Origin of the sequence: Paenibacillus sp. P46E, assembly GCF_001909095.1 — a bacterium.
GTDB classification, from domain to species: domain Bacteria; phylum Bacillota; class Bacilli; order Paenibacillales; family Paenibacillaceae; genus Paenibacillus_AQ; species Paenibacillus_AQ helianthi.
Genome location: NZ_LVYZ01000038.1, coordinates 44,515 through 66,342 on the forward strand (window position 1 = coordinate 44,515; position 21,828 = coordinate 66,342).

The 21,828-nt window shown below is 53.5% G+C and carries 4 protein-coding genes; all 4 read left to right on the forward strand.

The genetic code is table 11. The features are described 5' to 3' along the window. The first annotated feature begins 16 nt into the window (after window positions 1-16). The 4 genes from A3849_RS13165 to A3849_RS13180 all read left to right on the forward strand — a co-directional run bounded on the left by A3849_RS13165 (window position 17) and on the right by A3849_RS13180 (window position 21,561). Window positions 17-11,929 (forward strand): non-ribosomal peptide synthetase, encoded by an 11,913-nt coding sequence (locus tag A3849_RS13165; protein ID WP_074111837.1) that lies wholly within the window; start codon window positions 17-19, stop codon window positions 11,927-11,929. A 27-nt stretch (window positions 11,930-11,956) separates the two neighbouring features. After that, window positions 11,957-18,928, forward strand: coding sequence for a non-ribosomal peptide synthetase (locus A3849_RS13170; RefSeq protein WP_074111838.1), 6,972 nt, complete (start codon window positions 11,957-11,959; stop codon window positions 18,926-18,928). A gap of 94 nt (window positions 18,929-19,022) precedes the next feature. Then, a complete protein-coding gene (locus A3849_RS13175; RefSeq protein ID WP_074111839.1) occupies window positions 19,023-20,282 on the forward strand; it encodes a macrolide family glycosyltransferase in 1,260 nt (419 codons plus the stop codon). Between the two features lie 37 nt (window positions 20,283-20,319). Continuing rightward, window positions 20,320-21,561 (forward strand): macrolide family glycosyltransferase, encoded by a 1,242-nt coding sequence (locus A3849_RS13180; protein ID WP_074111840.1) that lies wholly within the window; start codon window positions 20,320-20,322, stop codon window positions 21,559-21,561. The last annotated feature ends 267 nt before the right edge of the window (window positions 21,562-21,828 follow it).

Genomic DNA, 21,828 nt, shown 5'->3' on the forward strand with positions numbered 1-21,828 from the left:
AGGGAGAGGACTAGCGATGAAGAAGAATTTGCTGTCTCGGATGGGGAAAGAAAGAAGCGCGCCGCCTGCAATTGAGGAACTGTCGGGCCGGGATATAGCGATTATCGGAATGGCGGTGAAGGTGCCTGGAGCCGATACGCTGGATCAGTTTTGGAGCAATCTTTGCCGGGGCGAGGAATGGATCGGAGAAGCGCCGCCATCTAGGCTGGAGGCCGGAGGTCTCCGCCTGTCCCTAGATCCTCCACCGCGGGGAGGATATTTGGCGGAAGTGGATACCTTTGACTCGCTGTTCTTCCGTGTTCCTCCTAAAGAAGCCGATTTAATGGACCCGTATCAAAGGCTGTTTCTCGAAACGGCATGGAGCGCTATTGAAGATGCGGGATACGGAGGAGACAGGCTGAAGGGCAGCCGAACCGGAGTTTATGTCGGCTCCGGGCATGAACACGAGTATAAACAAATGATTGCCACCACGAACCCTATTCTTCTCTCGGCGGCTGCGGCCGGCAACCTGCCGCCTATCATTGCCAGCCGAATATCTTACCTGCTGGATTTGACAGGCCCTAGTCTGGTCGTTGACACGGCTTGTTCCTCATCCCTTCTGGCCGTTCATCTCGCTTGCCAGTCTTTGGCGCTGCGGGAATGCGACATGGCCATTGCCGGAGGCATTCAATTAATGGTCAATCTGTCCGGACACCAGCCCAAGATCGGAATCGAATCGTCTTCATCGACTGTGAAGGCATTTGATGAAGATGCGGACGGCACGGTCAGGGGAGAGGGAATGGGAGCGGTGTTACTTAAGCCTTTGTCCAGAGCCATCGCCGACAATGATCTTGTCTATGCAGTGATCAAAAGCAGCGTCTCCAATCAGGATGGGAAGTCCATAGGCATTACAGCACCGAATATGGCGGCTCAGGAGCGACTGCTGATCAGCGCATGGGAAAAGGCCGGCATCGATCCAGTATCAATATCTTATATTGAAACCCATGGTACGGGGACCCCTATTGGTGATCCCATCGAGGTCCATGCCATTCAGAACGCTTTTCAAGCGTACACGGACAGGAGACAATTCTGCGCCATCGGTTCGCTGAAGCCCAACATCGGGCATTTGTATCATGCGGCGGGGATCGTTAGTCTGATCAAGTCGGCGCTGGCTCTGCACCGGGAGCAGATCCCGCCGTCCATACATTTTGAAAGACCCAACTCCCGAATCAACTTTCAGCAATCACCTGTATATGTCAATGCTGACCTGGCCGAATGGAAGAGGAGTGAAGAAGTCCGAAGATGCGGCGTCAGTTCGTTTGGAATGAGCGGAACAAACTGTCACGTTATTCTGGAGGAAGCCCGGGAGAATACGCGGCACCGTCTGTTGCCGATTGATGAAGATCAGCCGGCGATCTTGACCCTGTCAGCCAAATCAGTGACATCACTGCGTTCATTGATTGAGAAATACCGTCTCTTCTTGATCACGGCCGATCCGGACTCTTTCAGGGACATCTGCTACACCACGAATATTGGGAGAGGGCATTATGAATACAGGCTGGCCGTTGTGGCGCGGGACCCGCAAGAGCTGAGAGAGAAACTGGCCGGACTAAGGTATGAGTCTTTCTCCTGTACGTGCGGCGAACTGGAGGTAGGCATCTGGTTCGGCGGGCCGGAAATGGAGAATAAACCGGATCCAGGTGAAAAGAAGGAATGTGACCTCGAACAACTCAAGGACGACTTCTGGCGGCAAGCAGCATACCGCTATGCCAGCGGCGACATGGTCGATTGGAATAATCTGCATGCTGGAAGGAGCAGAAGAGTCGTGTCGGCGCCGACCTATGCATTTGACAAACTCAGGCACTGGACAGCCTTTTCTGAAGCGAACACTTCAGGTAACGCTGTCGAAGGCAGGACGGAGAACAAGGAGGTTGTTCAGGGAATGACGGTCATCAGTCAAACGGATCACAACCATTCTGTTACAGAGGCGGTACGCGGAATTATCGCCGACATTTCCGGATACGGACATGAAAACATTAGAAGCGATGTAAGCTTTATGGAAATGGGTCTGGATTCCATCATGCTGGTAAATGCAAGGCATGCCATAAAGGAGCGGTTCGGTATCGATATTCCGTTACGGCTTTTCTTCGAGGAACTATCTACGGTAGCGGATGTGGGACGATATATAGCCGGACTATCCCCGGAACTTCCGATGCCGGTAACCGAGCTGCGGGATGAAAAGGCAGTGCAGGAGACGGCTAGTGCGCTTGCGGTAGATGAGAATGAGAGCAGGGAATATCCAGTCGAACAGGATGCCGGGATGCTGGCGGGAATGGAGGGAATCATCCATAAGCAGCTGGACCTTATGGCCCGGCAGCTCCTCATGATGGAGAACCGTTCATCCACTAAGCCGAGTCCTGTTCCGGCCCCGGTGCTTCATATCGCCGCGAAGAAGGCTGGAAGCGAAGCAGTCCTCATCAATCACCAGACGGAAAGACAACAGGAGCCGGCTATGCCGTTGTCCGCCCGTTCCCAGGACCGCTCATATGTCCCATACCAGAAGATTGAGACGTCGGTAAAGTCGGGTTTTACTTTGCCCCAGCAGCGGTTTATCGATGAATTTATCGTTAGATATACGGAGAAGACGAAGAAGTCGCAGCTCCATACGCAGGCATATCGCGAGGTTGTCGCCAACAACCGGAACGTAGCTGGGTTTAGACCTTACTGGAAGGATATCGTATACCAGATTGTAGTGGATCGTGCCGAAGGCTCGTCCATCCGGGATATCGACGGTAATGAGTACATTGACCTGACGATGGGCTTTGGCGTGAATTTATTTGGGCATAATTCCTCCTTTATCAATGAAGCAGTGGACAGAGCCCTGGAGAAGGGAATGTGCATCGGACCGATTAATGACACAGCGGGTCAAGTGGCATCCGCTTTGCGCGATTTAACCGGTATGGACCGGGCCGCCTTCTTCAATTCAGGAACAGAAGCGGTTATGGTTGCCCTGCGTCTGGCTCGTGCCGGTACGGGAAGGTCCAAAATCGCCATTTTCTCGGGCTCCTATCACGGCACCTTTGACGGTGTGCTGACGATGAGCTCCGGTACGGACGGTGCCGGAACACCGATTGCTCCGGGCATACCGGCCGGCATGATCGATGACGTTATCGTGCTGAACTATGACCATCCCGAATCGCTGCGCATCATCGAGAAGCGGGCGGGAGAACTGGCCGCGGTTCTGGTCGAACCGGTGCAGAGCCGAAAACCGGACGTGCAGCCTGCCGAGTTCCTGAAGCAACTCCGCGCCTTGACTGCCCGGCACGGAATCGCCCTTATCTTCGATGAAGTCATTACCGGCTTTCGAATCCATCCGGGAGGGGCACAGGCTTGGTTCGGCGTAGAAGCCGATATGGCGGTGTACGGCAAAATTATTGGCGGAGGGCTGCCGATCGGCATTGTCGCGGGCAAACCTCAATATTTGGACTGCATTGACGGCGGCATGTGGGCCTTCGGCAACGATACATTTCCCCCGCATGAAGAGCGGAGGACCTTCGTGGCAGGAACCTTTTGCCAGCATCCTCTAACCATGAATGCTGCATTAGCAGTATTGCGGCGGCTGCAGGAGGATGGTCCCGCCCTGCAGGAGGAAGTGAACCGGAAGACGGCTGTACTGGTCGATACCCTTAACGTTTATTTTAAAAAAGAACAGCTGCCGCTTCACATTGCCCGTTTCGGCTCTTTATTCCGGTTTGTCCAAAAGACCGATTTGGAGCTGCTTTATTATTTGTTGATTGAAAAGGGCGTTTATATCTGGGAAGGCCGGAACTGCTTTCTGTCAACCGCACATACGATGGGGGACGTTGAGAGGATTATCGGTGCTGTCAAAGCCAGCATAGAAGAGCTGCGGAATGCAGGTTTTCTTCCGCCGTCGCCTTCACCTGGAAGCGGACAGGAACATCCGGAGGAGTCCAAAGACTCCATGGAGACCCAGATCTTGCCGCTTACGGAAGAACAACGGCAGCTTTGGTTCGTCTCGCGGATGAAGCCGGGGATATCGGCGGCCTACACGGAAACGGCCATTCTGAGACTGCGGGGAAACGTGAATGCGGGCCGGCTGCAGACTGCTATACATCAAGTGATTCGAAGACACGGCATGCTGAGAACGCGGTTCGCCGAAGACGGAGGCGTTCAATATACGGAGCCTTTTGGAGACGTTCTTTCGCGATACGCGCTCTATGAAGCCGATGTGGATGATAGGTCCGGTGAGCTTCCGACCCCCTTGCTGCCAGAAACGGCGGAAGCCTTCGATTTGTCAACGGACCCATTAATCCGGTTCGGACTGCTTCATGTCGGCAAGCAAGATCATCTGTTTGTTGTTCAGGCGCATCATATCGTGGCAGACGGATGGTCATTTATCCGGATTTTGGAGGAAATTTCCGGACACTACACGGAGCAGGACCGCTACCGGGTAGCGGAAGCTGTACCGTTCTCTGCTTTCGCGGAATGGCAGCGCCGGATTTCTTCAGAGGAATCACTCCGTGCCCGGGAGTACTGGTCCGCCAAGCTGTCAGCTCCCGTTACGGATTTGATCTTTCCCGCATCGAACGGTCTGGGCAATACATCCGCGCGACTGGGAAGAAGAATCCGTAAGGTTATCGATTCGCGGTTGACCGCAGATCTGAAAGCATATTGCAGACAAAACGGAACTTCGTTGTACATGCTCATGCTCGCAACCTATAATGTCTTGTTATCCAGAATTTCGGGTCTTCAGGATATCACGATCGGCATTCCGACATCCGGCCAGCTCCAGATGGGCGCCGCGCATTTGGTCGGCCAGTGTGTTAATCTGCTTCCTTTTTCAAGCAAGCTCCCGAAATCAGCAAGCTTTGCCTCATACCTGTCCCTGATGAAGAAAGAGCTGCTTGAAATGTTGGATCATCAGCAGTGCTCATACGCAGATATCGTCAAAGAACTAGGCATAAAGGGGGCGGCGGTGTTTCTTCCGTCCATCAGCACGATTTTTAACTTTGACAAGCCTTCGGTATTTCAGTTCGGAGATCTGGAAGTGACGCTGGAGTCTGCTCCGGCGAATGCAGTCAAATACCCTGTAAGCCTGAATGTTCTGGATCTGGAGCGGGAACTAGTTCTCGAATTGGACTATGAGAACGGTGTATGCGCCGATGAAGACGCAGATGCCTGGCTGATTACCTACTGCCGTCTGCTTGAAGACATTTTTGCCGATGACGGGAAGGAGCTCCGGCTGTATGGATTGCCTGATTCTACGGAAACAGAATGCGGAATACTGGAGCTTCCGCTGCCAGGGTTGCTCGACGAAACGTTCGACTTGGACGGAACCGGCTTCGTAGCGGACGGAACCGGCGTTCCCTGTCTGCCGGGGGTTCCGGGCCGATTATACTTGAGGGCAGACGGAGAAACCAGTGAAGGACATGCCACAGAAATAGCGGCGGTGCGCGGGGCAGAAGGACACATTCGCCTGCTTGGCCGTATGGAGCGGCTTGTCTGTGTAAGCGGCTTCCGCGTACATCTCGATCAGTTGGAGGCTCAACTGGAGCGGCTTCCGTGGATTTCTGCCGTTGCGGTTGCGCTTGAGTCTGACGTCCATGGCGCTGTTCGGCTGGTTGCTTACTATGAAGCAGTTAGCGGGAATGAACCGGATGATCGAAAAATACGAGAATACGCGGCTTCGGTGTTGCCGGATTCACTAATTCCGTCCGGCTGGGTAAAAGTCTCAGGACCTTTGCCCAAGAAATCCGGAGGTGTGGATTATGAATCGTTGCCCACTGTAAACGCCGAGCCGGTCAAATCTCCCGCCGTTCCCGTTACAGACATGGAGAAGCTGCTGCACCGATTGTGGCAGGATGTTTTAAAGCGCAGGTATATCGGTATAACCGATCATTTTTTTGAACTGGGTGGCAATTCGCTTGCCGCCACCATTATTGCCGCCAAGCTGCAGGCTGAGCTCGGCAGTGTGATTCCATTAAGCCTGCTGTTCCAGCATACGACGATCGCGGAATTGGCCGAAGTATTGGACAACAAACCGAAAACCGGAGCCGCGCAGATTCCAAAGGCGGAAATGGCAACATACTATCCGCAGTCCGCGGCGCAGCGTTCCATATTCGCAGTTGAGCAGCTTGGCGGCGCCGGAACGGCGTACAATGTCACCGGCCTGATTACAGTTGAAGGGGAGCTGGACCTCAATCGCTTGAAGCAGGCCGCCAATGAATTGATCCAAAGGCACGAAAGCCTGCGGACTTCCTTTCACCTAGAGAACAATGAACCTGTACAACAGATTCATGCAGAACTATCCATCGACATTGTCGTCCATACACTGGTTCGTTCAGGGGACGTGGCGTCGATTTTGGACACTGTCAAGCCATTTGATCTGGAGTCTGCGCCTTTATTGCGGATAGAAGCGTGGCGAGAGGAGACAGGCGGCAGGCAATATCTGCTTCTGGACATGCATCATATGATTGCGGACGGGATATCGGCCAATATGATCTTTGATGAACTGATCCGGGTGTATTCAGGGGAAAGCCTGCCGGATATGAAGATTCATTTCAAGGATTACACCCAGTGGCAGCTTGGTAGAATCGGAGCCGGTTACATGCGGGAAGGGGAAAAATACTGGAGCCGTCAGCTTCAAGGCGACATCCCCCGGCTTGATTGGACGACGGATTACCCTCGGCCCGCTGTCCGCAGTTTTGAAGGAGAACGCTATTCCTTCAGTCTTGCCCATGAATCACTGAAGAGCATCAGGGAATTCGCCTCGACTAACGGGATTACCATGTACAACTATTTGCTGGCCGCTTATTGCGTGCTGCTGTCCAAATACGCCAATCAGGAGGACATCATGGTCGGAACGTCGGTATCCGGGCGGGTCCATCCCGATATTGAGCGCGTTCCCGGCATGTTCGTCCATACGATTCCTCTCCGGAATCGCGTATCCCCGGACAATGTGTTCGCCGAGCTGGTTCAAGCGGTGCAGGCCGGCTCGATTCAAGCGTTCGAGCATCAGGAGTTCCCGCTGGAGCGGTTGCTTCCCCGACTGAACGATGACCGGGATATGAGCCGGAATCCGCTGTTTGATGTGATGTATGTATTTCAGCATGAAGCGCTTGAACCGCTGACCATGGCGGGCGGCAGCGCCGTCTTTACAGCGGCGGAATGCAAAAGCCGCACCGCCAAGTTCGATCTGACTCTGGAAGCGGTGGAGACGCCAGACGGAATGAGCCTACATTTGGAGTACTGCACGGCATTGTTCCATCCCGCCTCGATTGAAGCTATGGGCGGTCATTTGCTCACGATACTTGGTACGGTTGCCGCGAATCCATATATTCCGTTGTCCGAGATCGGACTGTTGTCTCCGGTGGAGAGGGAGCAACTCCAGCACGGATTCAATGACACAGCAGCCCAATATCCAGAGAACAAGCCGGTGTTCAGGCTGTTCGAGGAGCAGGCGCTGCGAACGCCGCTGGCCATCGCGATCTCGTGTGAAGGAGAGCATCTCACCTACGCCCAGCTGAACGCTGACGCGAACCGTCTGGCGTCCCTTTTGAAGAATAAGGAAGTCGGACCGGATGCCGCGGTTGGACTTGTGATGCGCCGATCCCCGGAGTTGATCGCGGCGATACTCGGAATTTGGAAAGCCGGCGGTTGCTACGTACCGATCGATCCTTCCTACCCGAAAGAGCGGATCGCCTATATTTTGTCCGACAGCGGAGCGCAATGGGTGATCACGGATGGAGAATACGAAGAATTGACCGGATACAAAGGGGATATTATCAGGGCAACGGATGGCATTTCCGAAAGCAGTGGGCCGGTCGACAATCCGGAGCCCGCAGCCAGTGCGGACAATCTAGCCTATATCATTTATACTTCCGGTTCAACAGGCAAGCCCAAAGGGGTGATGGTCGAGCATAGGGGTCTGACCCATTATATCTGGTGGGCCGATCAGATGTATGTGCGAGGCGAAGAACTCACTTTTTCTCTGTATTCCTCCATATCATTTGATCTGACAGTCACCTCGATGTTTACACCGCTGCTGTCCGGCAACCGGATAGTGATCTACCCGGAAAATGTGGAGACGGCGCTTGGGCGGATCATTGAGGATGGCGAGGCGGGGATCATCAAATTGACGCCTTCCCATCTGAAGCTGCTCCACTTATACAAGACGGAACGTTCTGGCCTGAGACGTTTTATTGTCGGCGGAGAAGCATTGGAGACGACCGCTGCCGCGGAAATTGTGCGTCTCTTCGGCCCCGACACCGAAGTGTACAACGAATACGGACCTACGGAAACCGTAGTAGGCTGCATGATCAAACGGTATGAGCCAAGGGATGTGCGAAATCAAGTGCCGATCGGCTTGCCGATCGACAATATAAGGCTCTATATAGCCGACTCTTCGGGCAGACTTCAGGCCAAGCATCTTCCGGGTGAGCTATGCATCGCCGGAGCCGGTGTAGCCCGCGGGTATTTGAACCGTCCTGAGTTGACGAATGAGAAATTTGTCGCCGGAATGTTTGGAGAGCCGCGGAGAGTGTACAGAACCGGCGATCTGGTCCGCTGGCTGCCCGAGGGCGGCATGGCGTATATGGGCAGATTGGATGAGCAGGTCAAGATCAGGGGCTATCGCATCGAAACCGGTGAAATCCAGAACCTTCTGCTGGGTCATCCTCACATCCGTGAGGCAGCGGTAGCTGCCAAAACGAGAGCAAGCGGTGAGAAACGCCTTTGCGCCTACTATACAGCGGAAGATGAGTTGGAGGCTGAAGGGCTGGATGCTTACCTTTCCGCGAAGATTCCTTCGTACATGCTTCCTGCAGAATACATCCGGATGGACCGGCTTCCACTGTCTGCAAATGGCAAGGTGGACTATAGGAAGCTGCCAGAATCAGCGCGCAAGCCAGGTGGTGGAAACGAACCCGCCTTCCAAGAGCATTCCCTCGAAGCGGAGCTGATGGAAGTCTGGCGTGACATTCTCAGAGTCCCGGATGCCCATATCGACGAGGAGTTTATCAGGCTGGGCGGAGATTCGATCAAAGCCATACAGATTTCAGCACAATTGAAAAAAAGGGACATTCGGCTGGAGGTCGGCGATATTCTGCGCGGACAGACCGTCCGGAGAATATCACGGCTTGCTGTCCGTCTTAGCGAAAGGACAGCGGCGCTGGAACAGCTTTCACTGGAGGGTGAGGTTCCCCTGGCCCCGATTCAACAGTGGTTTTTCGACCAGCATTTCGCGGAGATGAATCACTGGAACCAGAGCTTGACGCTGGCTGGAACCGTACGGTTTGACGGGCTCAAGGTCAAGGAAACGCTAGCCCTGCTGGTGCATTACCATGACGCGCTGAGAATGTCATACGTCAGAGCTTCCGGCGGCGGGATCAAGCAGTACTGCAATGGAGCGGAACAGCAGGCCTTCGCCTACCGGTTCGTGGATGGAACCGATATGGGTGTGGAGGCAGCAGGCACGGCACGCGACCGGATGATTCTGGATATGCACCGGTCCATTAATCTGGAGAACGGGCCACTAGTTCAGGCCGGGCTATTCAGAAGTAAAGACGCAGATGAAGTGACCCTTGTGATCCATCACCTCGTGATCGACGCGGTTTCGTGGGGAATTCTACTGGATGACTTTCACGACATCTACTCGGCGCTCCGGCAGGGAATCGAGCCGAAGCTGCCGGTGAAAACGGACTCTTACAAATTGTATACCAAAGCGCTGATTGATTATGCTTCAAGCGGGTTGCAGACCCGTGAATTGCAGTACTGGGAGAAGCAATCCCTTCTGCCCGCTTCGCTCATTCCCAAAGACACGGATGTCGGTAATGGTACGGTGCGGGATGCGGTTGCCCGCAGCCTAAATTTAACGGGAACGGCCACATCCGCACTGCTTGATGTGGCAAAGGGACACTACCGTTCTGACACGGCCGTCCTGCTTCTAGCGGCACTGGGCCACACCTTGGGCAACCTGGGCATTATGGACGGAGCCTGGATTAATATGGAAGGGCACGGAAGAGAGCCGTTCGGCGGTCATCCCGATTATTCACGGACTGTGGGCTGGTTCACCTCTCATTATCCCGTGTATCTTGACACCGCCGCCGCAGGAGCTCCTGATCAGTATGCCGTGCTCCTGAACCATGCGCTGCGCGGGATTCCTCACAGGGGTGCGGGCTATAATGTGCTCAAATATTTGCTGCAGGAAGAGCCCGGCGAAGGCAGGGAGGCACTATGCATTCGTCCCGCCATTAGCTTTAATTATCTCGGGGAGATGAATGACGAAGCCTACCGCGATCTGTTCAGATTGGCCGAGCTTCCCTTGAATGGAACGGAAAGTCCGGATTCGGAACGGCCATTCTCCATCGCAGTCAACGCGCTTCTCACCGATAATCGGTTGACCGTTGAGGTGGAGTATAACAGATTCGAGTATGGTGAGGGGACAATACAGCGTTTCCTGCAAGGTTTTCTTTCCGGGATTGATAGGGTCATCTCATACTGTGGGCAGACCGGACTTATGGGGCCTGCGCCGGAATACTGCGACCTCGTGCCTCCCGGGGAGCTTACTGCCTTAATGGCAGATTCCCGGGCCGATATTCAGAAGGTGTATCCGCTGTCCCCGATGCAGGAGAGCATGCTGTTTCATCACCTGCGCTACCCGGATTCGGAAGCTTACTTTGAGCAGTGCGTCATCCGCTTCAGGGGACCGATGAACCCAGAATTGCTCAAGCGCTGCTTCCAGACTGTGTCGGACCGGCATGACATCCTTCGCACGAGCTTTGCGGTTTGGCGTCTGGAGCGTCCATTGCAGACGGTGGCGGAATCCTGGGATGTTCCTTTCCGTTACGAGGATTGGACGGTAGCCGGAGAGAGGGGCGGAACGCGAGAACTGAACCTTTACTTAACGCAGGACAGGGACAAACGCTTTGATCTGCTGGGCGATATACCCCTGCGGGTCTCACTGATCCGGACCGATGAGGAAGAATACTGCATAGTTTGGAGCTTCCATCATATTCTCCTCGACGGCTGGAGCGTCGGCATGATTATGCGGGAGCTGCTTAGTCTGTACTCTGCTCTGGACTCGGGAGATCAGCCGCGAATGATTCATGCACCCGCTTACGGCGAGTATATAAGATGGGTCGAGAGCAGAGACCGGACAGCCGCTGAGGGATACTGGAGGTCATATTTGTCAGGCTATAGGGGAGCCCCTCTGCTGCCGAGGGATATTGATGAAGGTGAAAGCTCCTATGATCATGGCGAGCTGACCCGTACTCTGGCCGATGATCTTCGGGATAGGCTGATTAAGCTGTCCGCGGAACGGAGTGTTACGCTGAATATTCTGATTCAGGCCGCCTGGGGAACGGTGCTGCACAAGCTGAACGATACCGATGACGTGGTGTTCGGCGCGGTTGTATCCGGGAGAAGTCCAGAAGTGAAGGATATCGACGAAATGATGGGGCTATTCATCAACACGGTCCCCGTACGGGTAAAGGCCGGTGCTCAGACCTTTCTCGAACTGGCGCTGGGCCTTCAAAGAGATATGCTGGACAGGGAGCCCAATTCGTATCTTCCTCTGTCGGCTATCCAGAATGCGGGAGGGGGCGTCGGTCTCGATCATGTGCTTGTCTTTGAGAATTACCCGCTGCAACTCGATCTTCCCCGGGGGCTGGAAATGGCGGGATACGAATGGTTTGAACATACCAACTATGATTTTAACGTCATTGTAGAACCGCAGGAGGAGATTCTGATTCGTTTTGTCTACAACCGGACGGTTTTTGATGAACTGGAACTGGAGGATGTGCTTGCCTGCTTTATCGCCGTTCTTTGCCGGATCGCCGATAATCCCGAAATTCCGCTGAGTGAGATTGCGCTTGAAGAAGCTACCGATGGGATGAAAAAAACCGGAACCGCCATTGAATTTCATTTTTGAGCCATGTGCCAAGGGGGAGAAGAACGAATGAAGACGGACGACGTTATTCCGGAGGGCAGTCCCTCCGTTCAGGAGATGAGAAGACAAAAGAAGCATTGGGTCAAAAAAATGCTGGAGTTGAAAGAAGAAGAAACGCTGCTTACGCTCTCTTCCGCACATCCAGCTGAAGGCCCTGTTGTCTATCAGGCCGCTTTCGAAGTACCTGAGGATCTGGATGAGCGTCTGCAGAAGATGAGCAGAGCGTCGGCAGATGCGCTGTATCTGATAATGCTCTCCGCATTTAAATGCATGGTGTACAAGCATACGGGCAGCGAATCGATTACGGTAGCCTGTCCACAGCGCAAGCTTCCAGCTCAACAGGCTTTGGCTTCAAGCGGTTCTTCCTGGATCCCTCTTATTGATCAGCCGCCGGGGGATCGGTCTTTCCGGGAATGGCTCTACGAGGTCAAAGCCACCTATGAAGCGGCATACAGCAATGGGAATTATCCCATTGAGAAGGTTGTACAGGATATGAAGGTGATTCATGACCGGGATTATTCTTTTTTGAAACACCTCCGTTTTGCGATGAAGGAGCTTCACGGTGAGTCGAACCCGGAGGAACACACCAGCGGTCTGTTCGTTGAATTCAGCCGTGAAAAGGGTGTTATTCAAGGCATCATTGCCGGATCAAGCCGATTCTTCTCCGGACAGGCGGTGGAAAGCTTCGCCAGACAGTACATCTACATGCTCGGCGAGCTGACCGCTCTTCCCAACTGTCCAGTGAAGGAGAGCGGTTGGCTGTCTGTCGATGAACGCCACAGGCTGCTGACCGAGTATGCCTCCGGTGCAAGTCTTCCTGGTGTATCAAATATTATGGAGCTGTTCGAGGAACAGGTCCTTCGCACACCGGAAGCAATCGCAGTCATTACCCCTGAGCAGACCATGAGCTACCTTGAACTGAATGAAGTGGTCAATCGGTGGGCCAAGGCTCTGGTCAAGAGCGGAACAAAGCCCGGACAGGTCATCGCGCTGTATCTGGAGCGTAGCATGGAGGCGGCGGTTGCGGTGCTGGCCGTATTGAATGCGGGCGGATGTGTTCTGCCGATTGATATCCAGACCCCGGACGACCGCATCCATTTCATGCTGGAGGACGCCTCTGTAATCCAACTGATTACGCATTCGCGATATATAGAGAAGCCCGTCTTCGCCGGCGTGGAAAGGGTGCTCGAATGCGAATCCCTGAATGCCGAAAAGGAAAGCGGGGCAAACCTTGGCAGGGCAATCAGTGGAACGGCGGCATATATCATCTATACTTCCGGTACGACCGGAAAACCCAAAGGCGTGGTTGTCCGGCATGTGGGATTGGCGAACTCCATCTCCTGGAGAAGGAACGAATACCGCCTGAATTCTCAGGACCGGACGATCCAACTCTTCTCCTATTCATTTGACGGCTTCATGACCGGTTTCTTCACTCCGCTTGTCTCGGGAGCCAGCCTGTTCCTGCCGACCGAAAGTCAGGTGAAAGATCCGCTTCGCCTGAAGCAGCTGATCCATGTCCATCGGATCACGCATTTTATATGCGTTCCCGCCCTGTACCAGCTGCTGCTGGAGCAGATGAACACGGAAGACGGAGCCTCCCTTCGGATTATTACATTGGCTGGAGAGCGGTTGGCACCATCCTTGATCGGGGAAAGCCGGAGAAGGCTTCCCGGGGTCGAAATCGTGAACGAATACGGTCCTACCGAAGCCAGTATAGTCGCCGCTTTCAAAAGAAATGTAGGAGAATATGCGGAAATTGCAATCGGCCGTCCGATTGCCAATATGAACGCCTATATTCTCGATGAGCGGCTTGAGCCGGTGCCGACCGGCATCACCGGTGAGCTCTGTTTGTCTGGTCACGGTCTGGCAGTTGGCTACCTTAACCGTCCGGAATTAACCGCGGAGGCGTTTATTCCCCATCCGTTCATCCCTGGAGAACGGATGTATAGAACGGGAGACTTGGCAAAATGGACGGAGGACGGTGAAATCTGCTGTCTGGGCCGGAAGGATACCCAGGTCAAGCTGAGAGGGTACCGGATCGAGCTTTCAGAGATCGAGCAGCGCCTTATGGCTTATCCGGGGATTCAGGCGGCAGCCGTTCTGTGCATAGAAGAAGATGGCATTCCGTCCCGGCTTGCCGCCTATCTTCAATGTGAAGTGGTGCAGGCAAAGGAAATAAGGGCTTACATGGCCGATGAGCTGCCGCACTACATGCAGCTTGCCCGTTACTACCGGGTCGACCGGATGCCTCTATCCGAGAACGGGAAGACGGACAAGAAAGCGCTCCTTTCGCTTGAGGAACCTGCCGATCTCGATGTGGAATTCAGTGAACCGGCAAATGAAATGGAGCAGCAATTGTGCGAAATCTTCTCGGACGTCCTGCAGATCAAACGGGTGTCTGCCGAAGAAAGTTTCTTTGACGTCGGGGGGCACTCGCTGAAAGCGACGATGCTGATGTCCAGAATCCAAAAAGTGTTTGGTGTGAATATCGGTATCGATGACATCTTCGAGAAACAGACCGTCAGGGCGTTGGCGGCAGCGATCGTTGAGAAAGGGTCGAAGTCTTATCACGCAGTGACTCCGGCGGAACCGGCAGCCTGGTATCCGTTGTCTTCCGCGCAAAAACGAATGTATGCCTTGTTTTGCCATGATCCGCATTCGACCGCATACAATATGCCGGAGGCGCTGATAATCGACGGGGACCTGGATAGAGAAAGACTTGAACTTGCGATTAATATGCTGACGGCCCGGCATGAGATTCTTCGAACGTCTTTTGAGATGGTGAACGGCGAGCCGGTTCAGGTGGTGCATACCGACAGTTCCTTTACCCTGGACTATACCGAAGAACCTCCCACAAATACGGAGGAGGCAATCCGAAATTTCGTGCGCCCCTTCGACCTTGGAGCACGTCCACTGTTTCGCATCGGCGCTGCGCGGATGGAGGAGCGGAAGCACCTCCTCTTGATCGATATTCATCATATCGTTGCCGATGGGGCCTCCGTGGGAATCTTCATCAACGAGCTTGCGGCACTATACAACGGTGACAAGCTTCCTGAAATATCGTTACATTATAAGGATTTCTCGGTATCGCAGCAGGGAAGACGGGATCATAACGAATTTCAGGCCCAGGAGCAATACTGGCTGAAGCAGTTTGAGAATGGGGTTCCTGTATTGGATTTGCCGTATGATCTTCCTAGGCCGAGGTTTAAGAATTTTGAAGGGGCGCGGATTTCCTTTACTGTCGATGCTGCCACTACGGCTTCTTTGAAGAAGCTGGCCGCCGTACATGGCGTTACTTTGTTTATGCTGTTGTTGTCGGCTTACAGTCTCATGCTATCCAAAATATCGGGTCAGGAGGAACTGGTTGTCGGCTCGCCGGTTTCGGGCCGCATGCAGGCGGAGCTGGAAGAGACGATGGGTATGTTCGTTAATGTCGTACCGCTTAAAAACACAGTGTCACCACAGCTCGATTTCACCCAGCTTCTGGCACAGGTCAAGAAGAGTGCGCTTGGAGCCTTCGAGAACCAGGCCTTTCAATACGAAGAGCTTGCGAGCAAGCTGGATTACAGCCGGGATACCGGCCGAAATCCTCTGTTTGACGTCATGTTCGTGCTGCAGAACATGCCGGAGAACCGCTTTGACTTCCGGGGACTTCATTTCACACACTGCGGGTTTGAGCAGACCATTTCGAAATTTGATCTTACCCTCGCCGGCTTCGAAGGAGGCGACGGGGTGCTGTATTTCGACTTGGAGTATAGCACCAGTCTGTTCCTGAAAGAGACGGCAGAGCGATTCGTTGCTTATTTCATGCATATAATACAATCCGTCATTGAAGAACCCGGGAAGCGACTGGATTCCATTACCCTGCTGCCTGCGGAAGAGCTGCATCGGCAAATCGCCGGCTTCCACGCTTCCACAGGAATGGATGTGCCGAAGCTTACCCTGCCCGAGCAGTTTGCGGAACAGGTGAAACTGCATTCAAACCGGGAAGCCTTGCGGTTCGGGGAAGCACACCTGACCTATGGGGAGCTAGATGCCTTATCCGGTCGCTGGGCAGCTTGGCTGGAACATAACGGCATCGGCTTTGATGATGTCGTGGCCATCAAGCTGGAACGGTCTTTCGAAATGATCATCTGTTTCCTCGCCGTATTGAAGGCGGGAGCGGTTTATCTTCCTGTAGATCCATCCTTTCCGGTGGAACGAATTCAGTACATGCTTCAGGACAGCGGAGCGGCCTTGCTGATCACGAACGATTCCGAGGAGCGGAACATCGGTTTCATGGGAAGAACCGTCTTAACAGGTGCGGTGGAGCTTCCGGAGGAAGGCGGAAATGTTCCGGCGCGCAAGCCGCAACTAGATGATCGGGCTTATATCATATATACCTCCGGTACGACCGGAAGACCTAAAGGTGTGGCATTGGAACACGCGGGAGTGGCCAATTTGCCGGAAGTATTCCGCACTAAGCTTGGGATTGGACCGAAAGACCGGATTCTGCAGTTTGCTCCCTGCTCTTTCGACGCCTCCGTATGGGAATTCGCGATGGCGCTTACGTCAGGCGGCGCACTGTGCCTGGCAACGAAGGATACCATAGGAGATCCGGAATGGTTCGAGCGCTACGCGAACCAGATGGGGATCACGGTCGCGACGTTCCCGCCTTCTTACATGGAACGGTTGCAGCCCGATAAACTTCAGAGTCTGCGGCTTGTCATTACGGCGGGGTCCGAGCCTTCGGCCACCATGCTCGGGGAGTGGGGACGGCATATGCAGTGCATCAATGCATACGGCCCAACGGAAGCGTCCGTATGCGCTGCGATGTGGGAATATGATGAATTGAACCTCCCGCATAAATTGCCGATCGGGTTCCCTATTTCAAACAGCAGGATCTGCATAGTGGATGCCGGGTTAAATCCGCTTCCGGTCGGTGTAACCGGCGAGCTTTGCATTGCAGGGGTTGGTCTGGCCAGAGAATATCTTAATCAGCCGGAGATGACCGCCCGGCAGTTCGTCTCCTCCAATATACCGGGATTCGAGAGAATGTACCGGACCGGGGATCTGGCGAAGCGACTTCCCGACGGCAGTCTGGTCTATCAAGGCAGAATGGACAGCCAGCTGAAAATCAGAGGCTACCGGGTGGAACCGGGCGAGGTCGAAGCTCGTCTGCTTCAGCTGAATGGTGTAAAAAGCGCATCAGTTCTGTTAAAGCGGCAACAGGAAGGTCACGGAACGCTGATTGCCTATTACAGTGGGGATACGGCGCCGCAGCCGAGGGAGATGAAACGCATGCTGTCGGAAATGCTTCCCGACTACATGATCCCTTCTGTGTTCATGAAGCTGGAAGCTCTACCTTTGACACCTCATGGCAAAGTGGATGCAGCGGCGCTGAACAAACTGCCGCAATCCGTGGAGACCGGCAGCGGCTTCCGCCACCCGGTAAGCGAGCAGGAAGCGCTTGTGATCGAGGTGTTCGAGGAAGTGCTTGAGAAAAAGGGCATCGGGGCGGAGAATTCTTTCAATGAACTTGGGGGAGATTCCATCTCGGCCATGAAGGCCGTGTTTCTTCTTAAGAGGAAAGGAATCTCCGTGGATGTCAGGGATCTGCTCGTCCGGCAATCGGCTGCTGCCCTAGGCGAATTGCTGCTTCAACGCTCCAGTCAGGGAAAGGTAGTCACTGAACCACAACCAGAGCCAAGAGACTTGCAAGAGAAAATGCAGGCGGAATCCGGAGAGATGAAGGAGTTGTCCGACCTGCTTCACCATCTTGCTGTGCAGCAGCAAGTCTACGCACGTGATTTGGGTGAAAACCCGGTAATCGGGAAAATTCCAGTTACCGCCATTCAGTCCATGCATCTGGGGCGTTCCGAGAATGTCGGAGCCGTAATTCCTGTTTCTACGGAAAGAAGCAGGGAAGACATCGCGACTGCGGTGTTGAACCTTGTCCGTGATCAGGAAATGCTTAGATGCTTTCTTTCAGGGGAGGGGGACAGAACCTGGAGCCTCCATGAACGACCAAACCTTCTTCCGCTGCCTTTTATCCGACTGGACGGTCCTGCAGCAGAAGAGAAGATGAAGCAGATGATCCGGGAAGTGTATAACGGCCGCTTTGATTATGACATTCCAGGCAGCTTATTATATCGGATGGTACTGATCGAGAATGGAGTTTCTGGAGAGAGGGTCCTGGTGTATGCGTCCCATCATTCGCTGTCGGACGGACTGAGCTGCAGCCTGATCGCGGAAACCCTGAGTCTTTCGGACGCTTCTTCTCCGTTCAGCGGGGGCGGAAATCCGGGCACGGGATACCGCGATTATGTCCGTCTCCTGGACGAGGGACCCCAAGGAATCAGTCTAGCAGAGCTGGAGAACCGGTTCGAGCTGCCGGCATTCCGTCATAACCTCTTCGAGCTGGAGAGCAAGGTGAATACTTTCCCAAGAAGCCATCCGACCGTCATCGAGCTGGAAATCCCTCTGGCGGGCGACCTTCCCGAAGAAGGATGGCATACGGTGCTTGAAGTGCTGGCTGCGTTTGGACGGGACTTCCTTCAGATGGAGCAGTTGTCCGTTCAACTGGTCAGCGGCGGCAGAAGGTACGGCGGTCATACCTTTTATCATCTTGCCGGCAACTTTATCGATTATATCCCCGTGGTCCTGAACGCCGGCGAACCGGCCGAAATCATCCTGAGTCGGATCAGGGAGCTGACGCAAGCCGCCGCGGCGCACCACATCAACTTCGCAGCTCTGGATATGGACTCGACTGGCAAGGCAGTCCTGCTGAATTATTTTGGCGCCATGCAGGAAGAAGCAACTGCCAGTTGGAGTCCGGATGATGTTTCGTCCTACGAGGAGACTGCAGCACATTATGGCATTTGTTTTTATGTCAGACATATGGGATCTTCTCTCAGGATAGATATCGCACTTCCGTTTGAGGCGGACGCGGAGGAGCTGAAGAAGGAGCTCTCCGGCGATTCCGTACGCGGAATCCTGTAGTAGACGGAGCAGCGATTGATCAAGGCCCTCGGGCGCTGGCACAAATCTGCGCCCGAGGGCCTTGAAGTATTTTTTAATGAAAGGTCGTGGCCTCATGGGAAAAGTCGCAGTGTTCAGTTATCCGTATTTCGGGCATGTCAATCCGACGGTGACCCTGGTGAAAGAGCTCGTGGACAGAGGGGAGCAGGTCTATTACTATACGGCCGATCCCTATATGAAATTCATCCGTATGGAAGGCGTCGTCTGCCGCAGCTACGGTGATGTAATCGGATTGCTTGATGAGGAGATTCCGATCCGTTCCACGGACCCCATAGAAATCCTGAAGCTACTGGTTCCGCACAAGCTGGACAAATACCAACGGATGACGAACCTACTGATTGAACGTGTCATGGAAGACGACCCCGACTATATTATCCGGGATTGTGAGTCCTACTGGGGGAAGATGATCGGCGTCATGCTGGACGTTCCCGTGATCTGCTACATTACGACGATTGCCTTAAATGAAGCAATTATGGACCAGCACACCGAGTTTTTTGTCCGGAACGTGCTCGGCAACCCGGCGGGACAATTCACTCTGCCTGTTGAAGGAACACGGTTCAGCGAAGTTCTGAATGCTTGCGCCCGTGAGCTTTCCCGTCCTTACTCGGTGGAATACAAAGCGATTGACGCCTTTTCGGGAGCTGATGAGTTCAATCTTGTCTTTACCTCCCGGGAATTTCAGCCGTACGCAAATACATTCGGTCCCGATTATCTGTTTCTGGGACCATCCATCCGCAAAGAAGAGGAAGACGGGGACAACTTCCATGAACTAACGTCTTCCGGGACGCTGGTCTACATATCCATGGGAACCGTGTACAATGACTGCCTGCCTTTCTACACCAAATGTATCGATGCGTTCAGGGATAACGGGTGGCGGGTTGTAATGTCCACCGGGCAGCGGATTAACACGGCAGATCTGGGTGCTCTTCCCGGCAACTTTACCGTCAGATCCTATATGCCTCAGATCCGCCTGTTGCAAATGGCTGATGTGTTTATCACTCATGGCGGCCATAACAGCACAAACGAAGCGTTGTATCATCATGTGCCGATGGTGATGTTTCCTCAAGCGGCGGATCAATTTGCCGTTTCAGGACGCGTTGAGGAGATCGGAGCGGGAGTGGCGAGAAGTAGCCGGGACTGTACCCCGGAAGATATTGCTGACATGACGCGGAAAGTTCTCGACGATCCGCGTTATCGCAAATCGTGTCAGGAGGCCGGGCAGGCGATACGGAATTCCGGAGGGGCGAAACTTGCGGTGGACGGTATTTTCGCCTTTTTGAACGGACAAGTACTTCAGAGCGCGGGTTGTCCATAAAGCTTGTAATCAAACAAACGGACGGAGGATCGGAATCATGGCTAAAGTGATGATATTCAGTCTTCCCTTTTTCAGTCACGTAAAGCCGACATTGCCTCTGGTGGCGGAACTTCTGGCAAGGGGAGAAGAAGTGATTTACTATTCCGACGAGGCCTACAGGGAGCTTCTGCAGGAATACGATGTTACGTTTCGAAGCTACGGCGATATGCAGGGATTATTCACCGACAATGACCCGGGAATCTATCTGAGTAATCCGCGAATGATGCTTGAATATCTCGTACCGGGAGTCATCGGCAAAAGTAAAACCGTGATGAATGCCATTCTGCATGAAGTCATAGCCGATCCACCAGACTATATTTTGCGGGATTGCGACGCCTTCTGGGGAAAACAAATCGGGGAACTGCTGGAACTGCCGATTGCCTGCTATATTCTTACTTTCGCGATCAACCACAAGCTACTCGAACGGGATCCAGATTTCCTGATTCACAATGTTTTTAAGATAAAAGAAAAAGATTACAAGGAGAAGGTGTCAGTCAGCGAACTGGACCGGGCTGCCAAGGAAATCGCGCAGAGGCACCACATTCACGGCTTCGGCCTGATCGACGCGTTCAGCGGCAATGAAGAGTTGAATCTGGTGTACACGTCCAAGGCATTTCAGCCCCATGCCGACGCTTTCGATGAACGATTTGTCTTCCTGGGCCCGCAGTTTCCGGGAGCAACTCCGGAATCCCTCCTTCGGAAAGAGCGGAAGAAAGCGGGGGGACTACCTCTCATTTATATTTCCTTCGGCTCGATCTATACAGACCGGCCTGAATTTTACCGGAAATGCATGGAGGCATTCAAGCACAGCGAAGCGAAGATCGTCATGTCCGTGGGACGGAACATGGATCTCTCTTTATTGGGTGAGCCGCCGGAAAACATGAAAATTCGAAGCTTTGTTCCCCAAATGGAAATACTCCGGGAAGCAGATGTGTTTATTTCGCATGCTGGCTATAACAGTGTCTGTGAAGCTTTGGTGTTCGGAGTTCCCATGGTGCTGCTGCCCCAGGGCGCGGATCAGTTCGCCATCGCCGCCCGGCTGGAGGAATTGGGGGCAGGGGTATATGTCCGGAATATGGAGATCACTGCCTCCCAGCTCAAAGAAATCACCTTCGAAACGATGAATAATGAGACTATTCAACATCAGGCGAGTACTCTGGGACAAAGCTTTTTCGGCGGCGGAGGGATCGCCAGTGGTATTGAGACACTGCTTGCATATGTCTCGGCTTTAAGCGTCTGAAATCCATCTTGCTGATTAGAGCTGCCGATAGCTTCATCAATCAGATCGAAATGTTTATTTTCATTTTAGTTTTTGTGCAACCAACGAGGCTCTAAGAACATATGCCTAATGGAACCCGCGCTGGGCGCGGGTTTTTGGCTTGAGCTGCAAGTAATTGTTGAAGATCATCCTTTATTAGTTATATGATAAAATTGTAAAGAGGGTTATGGGAGGGAACGGTACACATTCTTGTCATCCGACATCACTGTACAAGTACAATAATACTTG